The sequence below is a fragment of the Pseudomonas fluorescens group sp. PF-69 genome, from assembly GCF_054481235.1.
This window is the reverse complement of record NZ_JBTMNC010000001.1, coordinates 3,508,448-3,527,226: the sequence shown is the minus strand read 5'-3', so window position 1 is coordinate 3,527,226 and position 18,779 is coordinate 3,508,448. Positions and strand designations below refer to the sequence as shown.

Here is an 18,779-nt window from a genome sequence, read left to right as displayed (position 1 = left end):
AGGACTCGGTCACGGTAATTACAAAGGGTGGGGCTGGCACCGGGCATGAAGTCAACACTTTCCACTGTGGGAGTGAGCCTGCCCGCGATGGTGTGTCAGTCGACACCAATGTGTATGACATTCCATCGCGAGCAGGCTCGCTCCTACAGGGATCTGCGTTGAATTCAGATCCCGGTGCAGGCCCCTCCCCGGTCAGCGTTGTTCGATTGGCACGAACTTGCGCTGCTCGACGCCGATGTACTCGGCGCTCGGGCGGATGATGCGGTTGTTGGCGCGTTGTTCGTACACGTGGGCGGCCCAGCCGGTCAGGCGCGAGCAGACGAAGATCGGCGTGAACAACTTGGTCGGGATGCCCATGAAGTGGTACGCCGAGGCATGGTAGAAGTCGGCGTTCGGGAACAGTTTCTTCTGCTCCCACATGGTGGCGTCGATGGCTTCGGAAACCTGGAACAACACCTTGTCGCCCACTTCGTCGGCGAGTTTTTTCGACCAGCCCTTGATCACCTCGTTGCGCGGATCGTTGTCCTTATAGATCGCGTGGCCGAAGCCCATGATCTTGTCCTTGCGCGCCAGCATGCCGAGGGTGCCCTCGACCGCCTCTTCAGGCGACGAGAAACGCTCGATCATTTCCATCGCCGCTTCGTTGGCGCCGCCGTGCAGCGGACCGCGCAGCGAACCGATAGCCGCGGTGATGCAGGAATACAGGTCGGACAGGGTCGATGCGCAAACCCGTGCGGTGAAGGTCGAAGCGTTGAACTCGTGCTCTGCGTAGAGAACCAGCGACACGTTCATCACTTTGACATGCAACTCGCTCGGCTTCTTGCCGTGCAGCAGGTGCAGGAAATGACCACCGATGGACGGCTCGTCGGTCACACAGTCGATGCGCTTGCCATCATGGCTGAAGCGATACCAGTAGGTCATGATCGCCGGGAACGCGGCCAGCAGGCGGTCGGTCTTGTCGTGTTGCTCGGAGAAGTCCAGCTCCGGCTCCAGGTTGCCCAGGAACGAGCAACCGGTGCGCATCACGTCCATCGGGTGGGCGTCGGCAGGGATGCGTTCCAGCACTTCTTTCAGCGCTTGCGGCAGGTCGCGCAGTTTGCTCAGCTTGGCGATGTATGCCGCCAGTTGCGCCTTGCTCGGCAATTCGCCGTACAGCAGCAGGTAGGCGACTTCTTCGAATTGTGCGTCAGCCGCCAGTTCGCGAACGTCGTAGCCGCGATAGGTCAGGCCTGCGCCCGACTGGCCCACGGTGGACAGTGCGGTTTGCCCGGCAACCTGGCCACGGAGTCCGGCGCCACTGAGTACTTTTGCTTCGGCCATTACTGTCTCCAGTCTTCTTGAATTTGTCAGAGATTCTTTGTCTGTCTACCTGGTTGCCGGACTGTCTGATCGCGTGATCGCTGGATTCCCTGTAGGAGCTAGCTTGCTAGCGATGATGGACGCTGCACCGCGGGGCATCAGGCTCCCCGCGTTATCGTTGACGTCCATCGCGAGCAAGCTCGCTCCTACAGGTACCGTTGCAGTCGCGGCTGCAGGTTTACAGGTACAGGGTGTTCATTACTTCTTCGCCGCAAACAACGCGTCGAGCTTCTGTTCGAAGGTGTGGTAGTCGATGCGATCGTAAAGCTCCATGCGAGTCTGCATGGTGTCGATGACGTTCTGTTGCGTGCCGTCGCGGCGAATCGCGGTGTAGACGTTCTCGGCAGCCTTGTTCATGGCGCGGAAAGCCGACAGCGGGTACAGCACCAGCGATACGTCGGCACCGGCCAGTTGCTCGGTGGTGTACAGCGGTGTCGCGCCGAATTCGGTGATGTTGGCCAGGATCGGCGCTTTCACGCGGCTGGCGAACAGCTTGTACATTTCCAGTTCGGTGATGGCTTCCGGGAACACCATGTCAGCGCCGGCCTCGATGCACGCGGCGGCGCGATCCAGGGCAGATTCCAGACCTTCCACTGCCAGGGCGTCGGTACGGGCCATGATCACGAAGCTGTCATCGGTACGGGCATCGACGGCGGCCTTGATGCGGTCGACCATTTCCTGCTGCGACACGATTTCCTTGTTGGGACGGTGGCCGCAACGCTTGGCGCCGACCTGGTCTTCGATGTGGATCGCCGCCGCGCCGAACTTGATCATCGACTTGACGGTACGGGCGACGTTGAACGCCGAGGAGCCGAAACCGGTGTCCACGTCCACCAGCAGCGGCAGGTCGCAGACGTCGGTGATGCGGCGCACGTCGGTCAGCACGTCATCCAGGCCGGTGATGCCCAGGTCAGGTACGCCAAGGGAACCGGCAGCCACCCCGCCACCCGACAGGTAGATCGCCTTGAAACCGGCGCGCTTGGCCAGCAGCGCGTGGTTGGCGTTGATCGTGCCGACCACTTGCAATGGATGCTCGCTGGCGACCGCATCGCGGAAACGCTGGCCTGGAGTGCTCTTGTTCAAACTCATGACTCACCTCGTTTGGCTGTCGGGTTGGCGCCGTCCTGATAATGACGGGCGATATTGCGTTTGGAAGCGCCGATGTGGCGGCGCATCAACAACTCGGCCAGTTCACCGTCACGGTCGGCGATGGCATCGAGAATTCGGTGGTGCTCGGCGAAGGCCTGGTGCGGGCGATTGGGCGTCGTGGAAAACTGAATGCGGTACATGCGCACCAACTGATACAGCTCGCCGCAGAGCATTTGCGTCAGGGTACGGTTGCCGCTGCCCTGGATGATTCGGTAATGGAAGTCGAAATCGCCTTCCTGCTGGTAATAGCCACGGCCGGCCTGAAACGCCTCATCGCGTTCATGGGTTTCGAGCACCTGGCGCAGTTCGTCGATTTCTTCGAGGGTCATGCGCTCGGCGGCCAGGCGACAGGCCATGCCTTCGAGGGACTCACGGATTTCGTAAAGTTCCAGCAATTCGGCATGGTTCAGCGACACCACCCGAGCACCGACGTGGGGAACACGCACCAGCAGGCGCTGGCCTTCGAGGCGGTGGATGGCTTCGCGCAGCGGACCACGGCTGATGCCATAGGTGCGCGCCAGCTCTGGCTCGGAGATTTTGCTGCCCGGGGCGATCTCACCCTTGACGATGGCCGCCTGAATGCGCCGGAAGACGTTTTCGGAAAGTGTTTCCGAATCATCTTGGGTTACCAGCGGGGGATCGAGTTGATCCAGCATATTGTCGACACCTTGAAAGCTAATGCCGCAAAAACTAGCGAATCAAGGCGTCTTAGTCAAAGGATAATTAGATATTGTCGACAATCGTCTAATAACCGTCTGCACCATCACCACACATGAACCGCTGTTTATAGCCGCCGGTCAGCGCTGGCGCCACAAAACCACCGTGCTAGAATGCCGCCCGCATTTGTTTGCCGCATCTGCACTGTCTGTCATAAAACCCTGATAGGCATACGAGGGAACTTGTGCAGCGATGCCAGGGCCTTGAATCGAAGTACGGACCGCTGCGCACCAGGATTTATGAGACTCAAGCCCTTCCCCACATTCCTTTATTTTCTTTGCCTGCCCGGCTTCGCGGCGGCAGGGGAAAAGACCGTATACGGCCTCAATGAATACGCGTCCCTGGGCGGTATCGACCTCGAAGTGGCCGCCAAGCTTGATACCGGAGCGAAAACCGCTTCCCTGAGCGCCCGCGACATCAAGCGTTTCAAACGCAACGGCGAATCGTGGGTGCGTTTCTATCTGGCCATCGACGCCGCCCATTCGCACCCGATCGAACGACCGCTGGCCCGGGTCAGCAAGATCAAGCGTCGAGCCGGCGACTACGACCCGGAAGAAGGCAAGAAATACACGGCCCGCCCGGTGATCGAGCTGGATATCTGCATGGGCTCGGCCCTGCGCAGCATCGAAGTGAACCTGACCGACCGCAGCGCTTTCCAATACCCGCTCCTGATTGGCTCCGAAGCGCTCAAACGCTTCGACGCGCTGGTCGACCCCAGCCTTAAATATGCTGCCGGCAAACCCGCCTGCACCACCGACGCTCATACCGCAGAGTAATTTAAATGCGCTCTCTTACCCTCCATCTGAAACTGCTGATCGCCATCCTGGTGATCCTGGGCATTTCAGTCACGGCCTATCAGATCTTCGTGCTCGGGATCCCGGTCACCGAAGACGCCACCGACGACTTGTGGAACATCGACGCCAAGGTCGAGTTCGTCGCCAGCGCCAAGGACCCGGTCAAGATCCAGATGTTCGTGCCGCCCCTGAGCCGCGACTTCGTCAGCCTCAACGAGAGCTTCATCTCCAATAACTATGGTGTCGCCGTGAACCGGGTCGACGGCAATCGCAAGGTCACCTGGTCGGCACGCCGGGCCAAGGGCAACCAGACGCTGTATTACCGCCTGGTGCTGACCAAGCGGTACTCCGGCGAAAAGTCCAAGGTCAAGGGCCCGACTTTCCGCGACAGCATCGCCGTGGAAGGTCCGGAAAAAATCGCTGCCGAAGCCCTGCTCGCACCGATTCGCCAACACTCGGCCGACGTCGAGACGTTCATCGGCGAAGCCATCAAGCGTGTCAACAATCTCAACGACGACAACGTGAAGCTGCTGCTGGCCGGTGATCCTTCGACCGTGCACAAGGCCCGCATCGTCGAACTGCTGCTGTCCATCGCCCACGTGCCCATCGAGAAAGTCCACACCATTCGCCTGGTGGCCGACCAGCCGCAAACCCCGGAACTCTGGCTGCGCAGCTTCAACGGCACCGACTGGTTGTACTTCAACCCGGAAACCGGTGAACAGGGGCTGCCGACCGACCGCCTGCTGTGGTGGACCGGTGACGAAAACCTGATCACCGTCGATGGCGGCAAAAAGGCCAACGTGACCTTCAGCCTGAACAACAGTGAAATGAACGCCATTCGCCTGGCGAAGCTGACCGACGAAAACACTGACGCCAACTTCCTCGAATACTCGTTGTACGGCCTGCCGCTGCAAACCCAGCAGACCTTCATGATCATGGTGATGATCCCGATCGGCGTACTGGTGATCCTGATCCTGCGCAACCTGGTCGGCCTGCAGACACTGGGCACCTTTACCCCGGTGCTGATCGCCCTGGCCTTCCGCGAGACCCAGCTCGGCTTCGGCATCGTGCTGTTTACCATCATCACTGCGCTGGGGCTGTCGCTGCGTTCCTACCTCGAACACCTGAAGCTGCAGATGCTGCCGAGGCTGTCCGTGGTGCTGACGTTCGTGGTGGTGTTGATCGCCGCGATCAGCCTGTTCAGCCACAAGCTTGGCCTGGAGCGCGGGTTGTCCGTGGCGCTGTTCCCGATGGTGATCCTGACCATGACCATCGAACGCCTGTCGATCACCTGGGAAGAACGCGGCGCCAGCCACGCCATGAAAGTGGCGATCGGCACGCTCTTCGCCGCCTCCCTGGCGCACCTGATCATGACCGTGCCGGAGCTGGTGTACTTCGTCTTCACCTTCCCGGCGATCCTGCTGATCATGGTGGGCTTCATGCTGGCGATGGGTCGCTATCGCGGTTATCGCCTGACCGAACTGGTGCGGTTCAAGGCCTTCCTGAAGAAGGCTGACAGCTGATGCTCGGCTTCTGGAAGACCTGGAAGGCCCTGGAAGCGCGGGGCATCATGGGGATCAACCGACGCAACGCGGACTATGTGCTCAAGTACAACAAGCGCAGCCTGTACCCGATCGTCGACGACAAGATCCTCACCAAGGAGCGTGCCATCGCCGCCGGCATTCATGTGCCGGAACTGTATGGCGTGATTTCCACCGAGAAGGAAATCGACAAGCTCGGCGAGATCATCGGCGAACGCAACGACTTCGTGATCAAACCGGCCCAGGGCGCCGGCGGTGACGGCATCATTGTGGTTGCCGACCGCTTCGAGGGCCGCTTTCGCACGGTATCGGGCAAGATCATCAGTCACGAGGAGATCGAGCACCATATCTCCAGCATCCTGACTGGCCTGTACTCCCTCGGCGGGCATCGCGACCGGGCATTGATCGAATACCGGGTGATCCCGGACCAGATCTTCAAGAGCATCAGTTATGAAGGCGTGCCGGACATCCGCATCATCGTGCTGATGGGTTACCCGGTGATGGCCATGCTGCGCCTGCCGACCCGCCAGTCCAGCGGCAAGGCCAACCTGCACCAGGGCGCCATCGGCGTCGGTGTCGACCTGGCCACCGGCCTGACCTTGCGCGGCACCTGGCTGAACAACATCATCAACAAACACCCGGACACCACCAACGCGGTTGACGGCGTGCAACTGCCCTACTGGGACGGCTTCATGAAACTCGCCGCCGGGTGCTACGAGCTGTGTGGCCTGGGCTACATCGGTGTCGACATGGTGCTGGACCAGGAAAAAGGTCCGTTGATCCTGGAGCTCAACGCCCGGCCGGGCTTGAACATCCAGATTGCCAACGACTGCGGCCTGACCCTGCGCACCCATGCGGTCGAAGCGCGACTCGAAGACCTGAAGGCTCGCGGCGTGACCGAAACCGTAGAAGAGCGCGTAGCCTTTGTGCAGGAGATGTTCGGGCATATCCCTGCGGTTGAGGGATAATTAGGGACCGAGGTGCCCCATTCGCGAGCAGGCTCGCTCCCACAGAAGTACTCATTGCATTGTGGGAGCGAGCCTGCTCGCGATGACTGAATCACTCAAGCCTGCCTCCAATCTGCCAATCCCCGACGTCCCCTCTAGGAGCAATTCCCCGAGGGGACTACAATCGCCACCCCGCCTCAACGGCCGATCGCCCTCACTCATGTTGACCTGTTCCGTACACCCGCTTCCCTATCGCGCCAACCCTGCCGAGTACTTCGCGGCCATCCGCCATGCCCCCGGTGCCGTGCTGCTCGACAGCGGCCGGCCGAGTGCCGAACGCGGGCGCTATGACCTGCTCAGCGCCTGGCCGCTGGAACAACTGACGGTATTGCCTGACGAAAGCGGCGCTGATTTCCTGCAACGCCTGCGGGAAAACCTGACGCGGCTCGGCGAAGCGTCCCTGCCTTCAGCCTGTGAACTGCCGTTCGCTGGCGGCTTGATCGGCTACTTGAGCTACGACTTCGGCCGCCATCTGGAACACCTGCCAAGCCAGGCCCTGGACGACCTGCAACTGCCGGATGCGCACTTTGGCCTGTACGACTGGGCGTTGATCAGCGATCACCAACGGCAGACCAGTCAGTTGGTGTTTCATCCGGCGCTGCCGGACAGCGAGCGCGAGCGTTTGATTCAGCTGTTCGAGCAGCCTGCGATTGAACCGGTCGAGGCTTTCAAACTGCAAGGGCCGATGAGTGCCGACCTGAGCGCCGATCAATATCGCCACGCCATCGAGCGCATTCAGCAATACATCCAGGCGGGTGACTGCTATCAGGTCAACTTCGCCCAGCGCTTCCGCGCCCCTTGCCAGGGTGATCCATGGGCCGCGTACTGCGCGTTGCGGGCGGCGTGCCCGACACCGTTTTCCGGCTTCCAGAGCCTGCCCGACGGCGCCGCCGTGCTGAGCCTGTCGCCGGAGCGTTTCGTCAAAGTCAGTGAGCGACGGGTTGAAACCCGGCCGATCAAAGGCACTCGCCCTCGCGGCGTCACACCCGCCGAAGATGCGGCGAATGCCGCCGAACTGCTGGCCAGCGCCAAGGATCGCGCGGAAAACCTGATGATCGTCGACCTGCTGCGCAACGATCTCGGTCGGACCTGCAGAACGGGCTCGGTACGGGTACCGGAATTGTTCAGCCTGGAAAGCTACCCCAACGTGCATCACCTGGTGAGCAGCGTGACCGGCCAATTGGCCGATGATCGCGACGCGCTGGACTTGATCGCCGGCAGCTTCCCCGGCGGCTCGATTACCGGGGCACCGAAAATTCGCGCGATGCAGATCATCGACGAGCTCGAACCGACCCGGCGCGGACTGTATTGCGGCTCGCTGCTGTATCTGGACGTGCGTGGCGAGATGGACAGCTCCATCGCCATTCGCAGCTTGCTGATGAAAGATGGGCAGGTGTGCTGCTGGGGCGGCGGCGGGATTGTCGCCGATTCCGAGTGGCAAGCCGAATATCAGGAATCGATCACCAAGGTGAAGGTGTTGCTCGATACCCTGCAAAGCCTCTGATTAACACCATTCCCTGTGGGAGCGAGCCTGCTCGCGATGAACCTGGAGACCCCGCTCGCGCTCAGACCAGACGCGTCATCGTTGACGCTCATCGCGAGCAGGCTCGCTCCTGCAGGGGGGCGTGTTACAGGCTCAGGGCGCGGTTGGAAGCCTTGATGAATTCCTGTTTCAGGTCTTCAAAGGTGTGCACCGCCGGGAACTGCGGGAACTCGCGGATCACGTTGTCCGGTGCATGGAACAGAATGCCGGCATCGGCCTCGCCCAGCATCGTGGTGTCGTTGTAGGAATCACCGGCGGCAATGACCCGGTAGTACAGGCTCTTGAAGGACAGCACCGACTGGCGCTTCGGATCTTTCTGACGCAACTGATAGCTGGTCACCCGTCCGGCATCATCGGTGATCAGGCGATGGCACAGCAAGGTCGGGAAGCCCAGTTGGCGCATCAACGGCTGGGAAAACTCGTAGAAGGTGTCCGACAGAATCACCACCTGGAAGCGCTCACGCAGCCAGTTGACGAACTCGATGGCGCCGTCCAGCGGCTTGAGCGTGGCGATCACTTCCTGGATATCTGCGAGCTTCAGGCCGTGTTCGTCGAGAATCCGCAGGCGCTGCTTCATCAACACGTCGTAGTCGGGAATGTCCCGGGTGGTGGCCCTGAGGGATTCGATCCCGGTTTTTTCGGCGAAGGCGATCCAGATTTCCGGGACCAGCACACCTTCAAGGTCCAGACAGGCAATTTCCACAAGACACTCCCATTTGTATTGTTTATTGAGTCGAGCGAGCCCGAACTCTAGCGATTACTCCCCCACCGCGCAACGCAGAGGACACCCCGACCGGCGCAGCTTTTTGTTACCATCGGCCCATATAGAGCGCCCAGCGCCAATGACCTGTAGGAAGCCGCCCTGATGAGCCCAACGTTCGACGTCGTGGAACTCGCCACGACCTATGCCAGTAAATCCGCCCAGGACATCCTGAAACTCGCCTTCGCCGAGTTTGGCGATGACCTGTGGATATCTTTCAGCGGCGCCGAGGATGTGGTGCTGGTGGACATGGCCTGGAAGCTGAACAAGAACGTCAAGGTGTTCAGCCTCGACACCGGTCGCTTGCACCCCGAGACCTACCGTTTCATCGATCAAGTGCGCGAGCACTACAAGATCGACATCGAACTGGTGTCGCCGGACTACACCAAACTTGAACCGTTCGTGAAGGAAAAGGGCCTGTTCAGCTTCTACAAGGACGGCCATGGCGAATGCTGCGGCATCCGCAAGATCGAGCCGCTGCGTCGCAAGCTGTCCGGCGTGAAAGCCTGGGCCACCGGCCAACGCCGCGATCAGAGCCCCGGCACTCGCAGCGCAGTCGCCGTGATGGAAATCGACGGCGCGTTTTCCACCCCGGAGCGCACCCTGTACAAATTCAACCCGCTGGCACAAATGACCAGCGAAGAGATCTGGGGCTACATCCGCATGCTGGAGCTGCCGTACAACAGCCTGCATGAGCGCGGGTTCATCAGCATCGGCTGCGAACCCTGCACCCGTCCGGTGTTGCCGAACCAGCACGAACGCGAAGGCCGCTGGTGGTGGGAAGAAGCCACGCAGAAGGAATGCGGGCTGCATGCCGGGAACATCATCAGCAAGTCCAAAGCGTAAACCCACCGTAGGAGCGAGCCTGCTCGCGATGAACCCGAGAACGCCGCGGGGCGTCAGGTTTCCAGCGCTATCGTTAACGACCATCGCGAGCAGGCTCGCTCCTGCAGGGGGCGTGCCCCACCCAAAAATGTGTACACAGGAATGTCACCATCAGTGCCATTTATGTGTGCACTTTTAGTTTCCGCGCCCGAAAAAGTTACATCCTGCCTTTCCGACCTTCTGCGTCGACCTTTCCCACAAAGCCTGTCGAAAAATAAATACCTGTTCGAACGGTCAATTTATATCGCCTTTTTTTCAGTTACTTAGCGCCAACTCATAACAAAACGAAATGAGCAGGCGAATTTATAGATTCCTGGCTGGCATAGATCTGGCAAAGGTGCATACATGTTTTGTATACAATCAACTCAAAACATACACACACCAGATCCGCAAGCCTGAAGCGCCCTATCCCGTACAGGCTGCAGATGCCCCGTAACCCATGGTATTCGCCACCCGCGACGAAGATTTGTCGAGCCTTGCGCTCATGCACAGTCATCGCGGCGTCGAGCATCAGGAGCCTGCCGGAATGCGTACAAGTCTCTCCAACAACAATATCGCGCTGGATCTACCCTCCTCCCACGTCACGCACACGCCTGGTGACCCAACCCTGCAATCCCCCGTGGCACTCAGCCCGCGCCTGCACAACAAAGACCTGGCGCCGACCAAGGCCGAAGGCCGGCGCTGGGGTCGCTACAGCATCTTTGCCCTGTGGACCAACGACGTTCACAACATCGCCAACTATTCGTTCGCCATCGGTCTCTATGCCCTGGGCCTGGGCGGCTGGCAGATTCTGCTGTCCCTGGGGATCGGCGCGGCACTGGTGTATTGCTTCATGAACCTCTCCGGCTACATGGGCCAGAAGACCGGGGTGCCGTTCCCGGTCATCAGCCGCATCAGCTTCGGTATCCACGGCGCGCAGATTCCCGCGTTGATCCGCGCCGTTATCGCCATCGCCTGGTTCGGCATTCAGACGTACCTGGCCTCGGTGGTGTTCCGCGTATTACTGACCGCCGTCCACCCCGGTTTCGCCGATTACGACCACAACTCGATCCTCGGTTTGTCGACCCTGGGCTGGGTGTGCTTCGTGGCGATCTGGTTCGTGCAACTGGCGATCCTCGCCTATGGCATGGAGATGGTGCGGCGCTACGAGGCCTTTGCCGGGCCGGTGATCCTATTGACCGTCGCGGCACTCGCCGCGTGGATGTACACCCAGGCCAATGCAACCATCGCCTGGTCGATCCGCGAACCACTGACCGGTGGCGAGATGTGGCGCAACATCTTTGCCGGCGGCGCGCTGTGGCTGGCGATCTACGGCACGCTGATCCTGAACTTCTGCGACTTCGCCCGCTCTTCGCCGTGCCGCAAGACCATCAAGGTCGGCAACTTCTGGGGCCTGCCGGTCAACATTCTGGTGTTTGCCGCGATCACCGTGCTGCTGTGCGGCGCGCAATTCCAGATCAATGGCCACATTATTGAAAGTCCTACAGAAATTATCGCCTCGATCCCCAACACCTTCTTCCTGGTGCTCGGTTGCCTGGCGTTCCTGATCGTCACAGTCGCCGTCAACATCATGGCCAACTTCGTCGCCCCGGCCTTCGTGCTCAGCAACCTGGCGCCGAAATACCTGACATTCCGCCGGGCCGGGCTGATCAGCGCGACCATCGCCGTGTTGATCCTGCCGTGGAACCTCTACAACAGCCCGCTGGTGATCGTGTACTTCCTGTCTGGCCTCGGCGCCCTGCTCGGGCCGTTGTATGGCGTGATCATGGTCGACTACTGGCTGATCCGAAAAGGTCAGGTCAACGTGCCGCAGCTCTACAGCGAAGACCCGAACGGCGCCTATTACTACAGCCGCGGGGTCAACTTGCGCGCCGTGGCGGCGTTCATTCCCGCCGCCCTGATCGCCATCGTGCTGGCGCTGGTGCCGGGCTTCCACCTCGTTTCGCCGTTCTCCTGGCTGATCGGCGCCGGGATTGCCGGAATGCTCTACCTGATCATCGCCAAACGCCAACCGCACTACGCCGATGTCAGCGGCGAAGCCATTGCGGTCGACAACGTCAGTCATTAATCACCTGGAGGCCCGGTATGCCCGGGCCGCAGAACCACTGCACTATAAGGACTCCCCATGCGAATTCTCGTGGTCAACGTCAACACCACCGAATCCATCACCCAGGCCATCGCCCGCTCGGCCCAGGCCGTTGCAGCCCCCGGCACGGAAATCGTCGGCCTGACCCCTCACTTCGGTGCCGACTCCATCGAAGGCAACTTCGAAAGTTATCTGGCGGCCATTGCCGTGATGGATCGGGTGATGTCCTACGACCAGCCCTTCGACGCCGTGATTCAGGCCGGCTACGGCGAGCACGGCCGCGAAGGCTTGCAGGAACTGCTTAACGTGCCGGTGGTGGACATCACCGATGCGGCGGCGAGCACCGCGATGTTTCTCGGCCATGCCTATTCGGTGGTCACCACCCTCGACCGCACGGTGCCGCTGATCGAGGATCGCCTCAAACTGTCCGGGCTCTGGGATCGTTGCGCGTCGGTGCGGGCCAGCGGTCTGGCGGTACTTGAACTGGAGCACGAACCGCAACGCGCACTGGAGGCTATCGTGCATCAGGCCGAACTGGCGGTGGCCCAGGACAAGGCCGAAGTGATTTGCCTCGGCTGTGGCGGCATGGCCGGGCTGGATGAACAGATTCGCCAACGCACGGGAGTGCCGGTGGTGGACGGCGTAACGGCGGCGGTGACCATTGCCGAATCCCTGGTGCGGCTCGGGTTGTCGACGTCGAAGGTACGGACTTATGCGACGCCTCGGCCGAAAACCATCATTGGCTGGCCGGGGCGGTTTGGCAGGTAGACCGCGTTATCGTTAATCATCGGAACACCGCCTGAGGCAACCCTCGCTCCCATAGTCAGGTGTCGTATGCATCATTGTGGAACGACACAAAAACTGTGGGAGCCGGAAACACTGCTGAAGGTTTCCATAGCGACCACTATCAACTTTTGGTTTACACAGGGTTACCTGCTCAATGAAGGTAACCATGCGCCTGGGTTAGGGAGGACAAATGCTCAACGGCATCGAAAAATAAAAGGCCTTGGGGTCTGTTTGCGGCAATGGGAAGTACGCGGCAAAGCTTCAAGCAGCATTTTGCCGGGAGTTGTTGCTCACCTCGAACAGCCCCACCAGTTTTTGCAACTTGTTGGCGTCAAGCCTTACCGTTTCCGCACTGGTCTGCAGCACGATCACCGTCTGGCGCATCTCTGCGGATGACTGATCGACCTGTTTGATTGTTTTTCCATAATCAAGGCTGCGCTCATTAAGCTGCTGAATAATGCTGAACATGCTTTCCACTGCCTGATGCAGTTGCACATTTTCCGAGGATGCCTCTTCGGCCAGGCGCAAGCTGTTGTCAACATCCTTGACTCCGTTCTCCATGAATCCCACGGCTATTTGCGTTTCGTTTTGCAGGCCTTCGACCATCTGCCGGATGTCGTCGGCGGCGCGGGATGTTCGTGTGGCCAAGGTTCTAGCTTGTTATCCATCGCTGACGCTCAAGAGCTCATAAATCAATGCTGGATTACGCGGAATCCTCTACGTTGAAGGATGCCCGCGCGGGGTAGCTGCTCAGAGGGGTTGAAGGTCGTTGCTGGCTATCCGAATGAAACATTCGTGAATCAAATAAGTGCACGATGCAATACGTGCTCACTAACAGGGTCGCATACGACTCCCCACATCAGCCGTCAGGGCGAGCAATGGGTCGCCAACGGCACCCAGGTCGGCAAGGCCTCGCATACCCCGTTCATCCACAAAGAGCGGATCATCGGCGACCGGGAGATCAACGGCACCGAACCACCCTATGTCTGGCAGATTGGAGGTGGCAGCAAGCAGACCGCCTGAAAATCTGATATCCCCTTTAAGAAGGCCAGCCCTCGCGCTGGCCTTCATCTATTCCGCGCCCCAGTAAACCGACTGTCGGTCCAGCAACAGAACTTCATCAACACTGTCACTCGACAGACACTTTAGCTTAACCATGTCGATTGAATTTCTTTTAAAAACAGTAAGTTGGAAACTGGCACAAAGCCTGCACCCAGGCCTTGTGCTGCCCTGTATACCGGATGTACGAACGTGGTGGAGCAACAATCCCAGGTTTTATTAGAGCGAGCCTGCAAATGGCTTGGAACTGAAAGTGTTGCCGCTGACCGAAAACTGTCCCGGTAAAGGCGGTTCTGCCAACTGAAAAAGCTGAGCCAGGTGCTTAACTGGTTCTGCTCACTTTTCGAGCAGGAGAACAAAGGACGATCAGCATGGAAATGTTGGGAAACATCAGCAAAAAATGGACAATACCGACTCGGAACTGGGTATCGGTTTAATCGAAGTTCTGTTGACACAACATCCGGGACGCTTAAAGGAGATCGATAAAAATCATGAAAGACGCAACCATCGCGCTGCACCACGGCTTCAAGTCGGACCCGACCACCAAGGCCGTCGCCGTGCCGATCTATCAGAACGTCGCCTTCGAATTCGATAACGCCCAGCACGGCGCCGACCTGTTCAACCTTGACGTGCCCGGCAATATCTACACGCGGATCATGAACCCCACCAACGATGTGCTGGAGCAACGCATTGCCGCCCTCGAAGGTGGTATCGCGGCCCTGGCCGTCTCGGCTGGCAGTGCCGCAATTCACTATGCGATCCAGACCCTGACCCGCGCCGGTGACAATATCGTCACCACCCCGCAACTCTATGGTGGTACGTACACCCTGTTCGCTCACCTTCTGCCGAGCTTCGGCGTGGATGTTCGTTTTGCCCGAAACGACTCCGCCGAGGCCATCGCAGAACTGATCGATGACAACACCAAGTTGGTGTACTGCGAAAGCATCGGCAACCCGGCGGGAAATATCATCGACCTGGAAGCTCTAGCCGATGTCGCTCACGCCCGTGGTGTGCCACTGATGGTTGACAACACCGTGGCTACGCCGATCCTGTGCAAGCCGATCCAGTTCGGTGCCGACATTGTCGTGCACTCGGTGACCAAATATGTCGGCGGCCACGGCAATTCCCTGGGGGGTGTGATCGTCGACAGCGGCACCTTCCCCTGGAGCCAATACCCGAAAAAATTTCCCGGTCTCAACCAACCCGAACCGGCGTATCACGGCGTGGTGTACACCGAGAAATTCGGCCCCGCCGCCTTCATCGCGCGCGCCCGCACTGTGCCACTGCGCAACACTGGAGCGGCGCTGGCACCGATGAACGCGTTCCTGCTACTGCAAGGCCTGGAAACCCTGGCACTGCGCATGGAACGACACACCGAAAACGCCATGAAGGTTGCGCAATTCCTGCAAGGTCACGCTGAGGTTGAATGGGTCAGTTACGCCGGCCTGCCGGACCATCCACACCACGCACTGGCGCAGAAGTACATGCAGGGCAAACCATCGGCGATCCTGTCGTTTGGCTTGAAGGGCGGCTATGAAGCAGGTGTCCGTTTCTACGACGCTCTGCAAATTTTCAAACGCCTGGTGAACATCGGTGACGCGAAGTCTCTGGCCTGCCATCCGGCCTCTACTACCCATCGGCAGATGAACGAACAGGAACAAGCGAAGGCCGGGGTGAAGCCGGAAATGATTCGTCTTTCGGTAGGCATTGAGGCGATTGAAGACCTGATAGACGACTTGCAGCAAGCGCTGGATTCAACTCATCTCTGAGGGCGAGCAGCATGCATGCTGCAGGGATGTCGGCTTGGATTTGCCCAGACAAAAAGGATGATGGACTCACCCTGGAGAACTGGGTGCCTTGATGCATGTCAGAAAACTCCACGCCAACTGGGGGCGTGGAGTTGGAGGGTAACAGGACTTCATTGCTTGGCGTTTTTCATCTGCGCTTCTGGCATCGCCGAGGAAGAGTGATTGATAATCTTCCTCTGACCGCCGACCTTCAATCGACTATAAAAAGTCGCCTCTCCTTAAACTTTTCAATACACCCCCTAACCAACCAAACATTGCTAACTCATCGTTTTTTTCAATCATTTTTTGGCGGCACCACAGACGTCTTGAATCTATCTTAATATGTCTTCGTCTTAGTAATTTCGATAATTAATGCAGTTCCGCTACATCTTCTGAAGACCTGTTTATTCCAAGATCTTGATTAGCTCAGACTTGATTTTGTTTTTTATTGAGCACTGAAGACAGCGTGCAATCCCGAATCGATACTAGGCTCCATCAACCAAGGCAATCTCGCCTCGGGACTTTGGAGATCGATATGACTACTCAGAACCTCAGCGGCAAAGTGGCTTTGATTCAAGGCGGTTCCCGTGGCATTGGCGCAGCCATCGTCAAGCGACTGGCCGCTGAAGGCGCAACCGTCGCCTTTACCTATGTCAGCTCCACGGCCAAGGCCGAAGCGTTGCAGAACAGCATCATCGCTGACGGCGGCAAAGCCCTGGCCATCAAGGCTGACAGCGCCGACGCCGACGCCATTCGTGGCGCCGTGACCGCCACGGTAGACGCCTTCGGACAGCTGGATATCCTGGTCAACAACGCTGGCGTGCTGGCCGTTGCGCCACTGGAGGATTTCAAACTCGAAGACTTCGACCAGACCCTGGCTATCAACGTGCGCAGCGTGTTCATCGCCACCCAGGCCGCCGCCCGGCACATGACCGCTGGCGGTCGGATCATCAACATCGGCAGCACCAATGCCGATCGCATGCCCTTTGCCGGTGGTGGCCCATACGCCATGAGCAAGTCGGCACTGGTCGGCCTGACCAAGGGCCTGGCCCGCGATCTTGGCCCGAAAGGCATCACCATCAACAACGTGCAACCGGGGCCGGTCGACACGGACATGAACCCGGCCGACGGTGACTTCGCCGACAGCCTGATTCCATTGATGGCCGTCGGCCGTTATGGCAAAGCCGAAGAGATTGCCAGTTTCGTCGCCTACCTCGCCGGCCCCGAGGCGGGCTACATCACCGGTGCGAGCCTGACCATCGATGGTGGTTTCGGCGCCTGATGCGTCAGACGTCAATCAAATGTGGGAGCTTGCTCCCACATTGTCCGTTGTCAGGCCCACTCGAGCGCCGGCAAACCACAAGCACTTGGCTTGAATGCTTTCAACGTACGAAGAATGCCATCGGCGTGTGCGTATTTTTCGTCAGCCATTGCCGCATCGGGAATGGCAATCGCCGTCATCCCCGCCGCTTTCGCCGCCGTGACACCGAAGGGTGAATCTTCGAACACCAGGCAATCCTGCGGGGCGACACCCAGGCGCCGGGCTGCGGTGAGAAAAATATCCGGCGCCGGTTTGGCTGCACCGACTTCCGGGTCATCGGCCGTGACGATGGTGTCGAACAGCGCGAACCAGTCGCGGTGCAAGGTGGTTTTCTGACCGAACGACTGGCTCGAAGAGCTGGTGCCCACCGCAATGGGGACATTGTTGGCCTTCAGATGCCGTACCAGTTCCTGTGCGCCAGGCATGGCCAGCGCGGTAGGAAAACGCTCGCGCATCAGGGGTTCGCGCATCACCAGAAACTCTTCGGCAGTCATGGGCAGATCCAGCGCCTCGACCACATAGCGCGCCAGATCGTCCGCGCCACGACCGATGATGTTCTGCTTGACGCGCCAGTCGAAAGTCCGCCCGTAGCGCCCGGCAATGATAGACGTGACCTCGGTGTAGATGCCCTCGGTGTCCAGCAACAAGCCGTCCATATCGAATATCACAGCCTTGATCGGGCCGAATTCATCCAGCGGTGCATTCATCGCATCTGATCCGTTTTCAACGACATCCCAGGCGGCTCGGTGACGGCCGGCTCGATGACTGATTAAAGGTTTCAGCAGCATAGCGAGCGCAGTTGGCTCAGGGCAACGGGCAAAATTCGAAGGGCGGCTGTCGTTCGCGTTCGCACCCGTGCCGTGGAGATCGTCGGCGGGAGGATCGACCGCCAGTCAACTCGGCTCGCCGGACGCATCATTCCCGGCAATGTCGGGATCTTCCGGGTCTGCCTCGACGTCAGCGTTTTTCACATCGTCATCGGGCACCTGCTCGACACCGGCGTCATCGTCGGGTGGACGCTGATCGCGTCCCAGCGAATCGGTGGGCGAAGGCAGTGGATACTCAGGGGTTTCGTCAATGTCGGGAACCTTCGGATCAGCATTCATGTTGCACCTCTCAGGGGCCAGCCATGCAGGCCCTGAAGTTTCAATGCACGGATAATCGCGACGCCGCTCAGTCCTGGTCGTCGTCCTCATCCTCAAATTCGGTGTTGCCCACATCGCCCGCGTCATCCGAATCGTTGAGCGGCACCGTGGCGTCATCCATCAGAGAACCCGGATCTTCATTACCGGGATCATTGATGAACGGCAATCCACTCGGGCCCTTTTCTTCCTTGCCTTCGGTTTCCGGAGTCATGGCATGCCTCGCATTTTTCTGGGGGTGTATGACGTTCGAGGCGACCCTCGGTCAAACGTTCCAGCGCCCTGCTGACGGAAACGAAAAACCCGGCGCCTGGCCGGGTTCTGGGGGGAGTGCGATGTCCCATCAGTGATGTTTGTTTCTGTGTTTATTCTTGTGTTTATGACCCCCACCGGAATGGGAACTGCCGTTGTCGCTCCCCAGATTGTTGCCGACCGCACCACCCGCTGCCCCGCCCAGGCCTGCGCCGATGGTCGATCCGGTGGAGCCGCCGAGGCTGTTGCCGATCACCGAGCCGCCTGCGGAACCCAATCCACCGCCAATCGCGGCTTCCGTACGACTGCCCTTGGGCGCGCCGACCGCGCTGCCTGCCGCACCACCTACACCGGCACCGATAGCGGCCCCCGTGCTGCCACCCATTTGCCCACCGACCACGTTACCCAGCGCACCACCAAGACCACCGCCGACCGCCGCCGTACCGTCACCGGCCGCCATCGCCAGTGGTGTGATCAACAGGCCTAAAACCAGCGCTGGCAACCTCAAACGGCCGGACATCTTCACTTCCTTGCCTTCAGTCATAGCTGTCATGGTGAACCTCGCATTCAATGGGCTTAACACTTGGAGGC

Annotated in this window: 17 protein-coding genes and 2 pseudogenes; 10 read left to right on the top strand and 9 right to left on the bottom strand. The window is 59.5% G+C overall.

The window, feature by feature from the left end:
- Window positions 1–192: 192 nt before the first annotated feature.
- The 3 genes from prpC to ACX3YF_RS16470 form a co-directional block, all read right to left on the bottom strand.
- On the bottom strand, window positions 193–1,320 hold the full coding sequence (gene prpC / locus ACX3YF_RS16480; RefSeq protein ID WP_130203640.1) for a bifunctional 2-methylcitrate synthase/citrate synthase: 1,128 nt from the start codon (window positions 1,318–1,320) through the stop codon (window positions 193–195).
- A 237-nt stretch (window positions 1,321–1,557) separates the two neighbouring features.
- Window positions 1,558–2,448 (bottom strand): methylisocitrate lyase, encoded by an 891-nt coding sequence (gene prpB / locus ACX3YF_RS16475; RefSeq protein WP_458973923.1) that lies wholly within the window; start codon window positions 2,446–2,448, stop codon window positions 1,558–1,560.
- Window positions 2,445–3,161, bottom strand: coding sequence for a GntR family transcriptional regulator (locus ACX3YF_RS16470; RefSeq protein WP_189340169.1), 717 nt, complete (start codon window positions 3,159–3,161; stop codon window positions 2,445–2,447). The genes prpB and ACX3YF_RS16470 overlap by 4 nt, the downstream gene beginning before the upstream one ends.
- Window positions 3,162–3,464: 303 nt before the next feature.
- Here ACX3YF_RS16470 and rloA point away from each other — a divergent pair, with 303 nt between their 5' ends.
- From rloA to pabB, 4 genes are all read left to right on the top strand, one after another.
- The gene (rloA, locus tag ACX3YF_RS16465) at window positions 3,465–4,001 is read left to right on the top strand and encodes a retropepsin-like aspartic peptidase RloA (RefSeq protein WP_047531528.1); all 537 of its coding nucleotides are present in this window, start codon (window positions 3,465–3,467) and stop codon (window positions 3,999–4,001) included.
- Between the two features lie 5 nt (window positions 4,002–4,006).
- Window positions 4,007–5,542 (top strand): osmotic stress tolerance membrane protein RloB, encoded by a 1,536-nt coding sequence (rloB, locus tag ACX3YF_RS16460; protein ID WP_047531531.1) that lies wholly within the window; start codon window positions 4,007–4,009, stop codon window positions 5,540–5,542.
- Window positions 5,542–6,528 carry an alpha-L-glutamate ligase-like protein gene (locus ACX3YF_RS16455; RefSeq protein WP_130203642.1) on the top strand — a complete coding sequence of 329 codons (987 nt, stop codon included), beginning with the start codon at window positions 5,542–5,544 and terminating at the stop codon, window positions 6,526–6,528. Before rloB ends, ACX3YF_RS16455 begins: the two co-directional genes overlap by 1 nt.
- Window positions 6,529–6,727: 199 nt before the next feature.
- Window positions 6,728–8,071 (top strand): aminodeoxychorismate synthase component I, encoded by a 1,344-nt coding sequence (gene pabB, locus ACX3YF_RS16450; RefSeq protein ID WP_130203643.1) that lies wholly within the window; start codon window positions 6,728–6,730, stop codon window positions 8,069–8,071.
- 124 nt (window positions 8,072–8,195) lie between these two features.
- Here pabB and thrH read toward each other — a convergent pair whose 3' ends face one another.
- Window positions 8,196–8,813: a bifunctional phosphoserine phosphatase/homoserine phosphotransferase ThrH gene (gene thrH / locus ACX3YF_RS16445; protein ID WP_103402609.1), complete on the bottom strand. Its 618-nt coding sequence runs from the start codon at window positions 8,811–8,813 to the stop codon at window positions 8,196–8,198.
- A gap of 162 nt (window positions 8,814–8,975) precedes the next feature.
- On the opposite strand from thrH, the gene ACX3YF_RS16440 reads away from it, so the two are divergent.
- The 3 genes from ACX3YF_RS16440 (at window position 8,976) to ACX3YF_RS16430 (ending at window position 12,609) form a co-directional block, all read left to right on the top strand.
- A complete protein-coding gene (locus ACX3YF_RS16440; RefSeq protein ID WP_103402608.1) occupies window positions 8,976–9,716 on the top strand; it encodes a phosphoadenylyl-sulfate reductase in 741 nt (246 codons plus the stop codon).
- Between the two features lie 565 nt (window positions 9,717–10,281).
- Window positions 10,282–11,823 (top strand): NCS1 family nucleobase:cation symporter-1, encoded by a 1,542-nt coding sequence (locus ACX3YF_RS16435; RefSeq protein WP_198132325.1) that lies wholly within the window; start codon window positions 10,282–10,284, stop codon window positions 11,821–11,823.
- A gap of 57 nt (window positions 11,824–11,880) precedes the next feature.
- Window positions 11,881–12,609, top strand: a complete 729-nt coding sequence (locus tag ACX3YF_RS16430; RefSeq protein WP_130203646.1) for an aspartate/glutamate racemase family protein — start codon at window positions 11,881–11,883, stop codon at window positions 12,607–12,609.
- Window positions 12,610–12,888: 279 nt separating this feature from the next.
- On the opposite strand, the pseudogene ACX3YF_RS16425 reads toward ACX3YF_RS16430, so the two are convergent.
- Window positions 12,889–13,287: pseudogene (locus ACX3YF_RS16425) on the bottom strand (methyl-accepting chemotaxis protein); the annotation flags it as partial.
- Window positions 13,288–13,536: 249 nt separating this feature from the next.
- Here ACX3YF_RS16425 and ACX3YF_RS16420 point away from each other — a divergent pair.
- The 3 genes and pseudogenes from ACX3YF_RS16420 to ACX3YF_RS16410 form a co-directional block, all read left to right on the top strand.
- Window positions 13,537–13,650, top strand: a pseudogene (locus ACX3YF_RS16420) (hypothetical protein); the annotation flags it as partial.
- 527 nt (window positions 13,651–14,177) lie between these two features.
- Window positions 14,178–15,455 (top strand): O-acetylhomoserine aminocarboxypropyltransferase/cysteine synthase family protein, encoded by a 1,278-nt coding sequence (locus tag ACX3YF_RS16415; protein WP_458944536.1) that lies wholly within the window; start codon window positions 14,178–14,180, stop codon window positions 15,453–15,455.
- Between the two features lie 553 nt (window positions 15,456–16,008).
- Entirely contained in the window at window positions 16,009–16,755 is a 747-nt protein-coding gene (locus ACX3YF_RS16410; RefSeq protein ID WP_090463902.1) for a 3-oxoacyl-ACP reductase family protein, read from the top strand.
- Between the two features lie 50 nt (window positions 16,756–16,805).
- On the opposite strand, the gene ACX3YF_RS16405 is transcribed toward ACX3YF_RS16410, so the two are convergent.
- The 4 genes from ACX3YF_RS16405 to ACX3YF_RS16390 form a co-directional block, all read right to left on the bottom strand.
- Window positions 16,806–17,501, bottom strand: coding sequence for an HAD-IA family hydrolase (locus ACX3YF_RS16405; RefSeq protein ID WP_130203652.1), 696 nt, complete (start codon window positions 17,499–17,501; stop codon window positions 16,806–16,808).
- Between the two features lie 186 nt (window positions 17,502–17,687).
- The gene (locus ACX3YF_RS16400) at window positions 17,688–17,900 is read right to left on the bottom strand and encodes a hypothetical protein (protein ID WP_288095971.1); all 213 of its coding nucleotides are present in this window, start codon (window positions 17,898–17,900) and stop codon (window positions 17,688–17,690) included.
- Window positions 17,901–17,967: 67 nt separating this feature from the next.
- Entirely contained in the window at window positions 17,968–18,150 is a 183-nt protein-coding gene (locus tag ACX3YF_RS16395; RefSeq protein WP_047531559.1) for a hypothetical protein, read from the bottom strand.
- A 129-nt stretch (window positions 18,151–18,279) separates the two neighbouring features.
- Window positions 18,280–18,741: a glycine zipper domain-containing protein gene (locus ACX3YF_RS16390; RefSeq protein ID WP_458973922.1), complete on the bottom strand. Its 462-nt coding sequence runs from the start codon at window positions 18,739–18,741 to the stop codon at window positions 18,280–18,282.
- Between the last annotated feature and the right edge of the window lie 38 nt (window positions 18,742–18,779).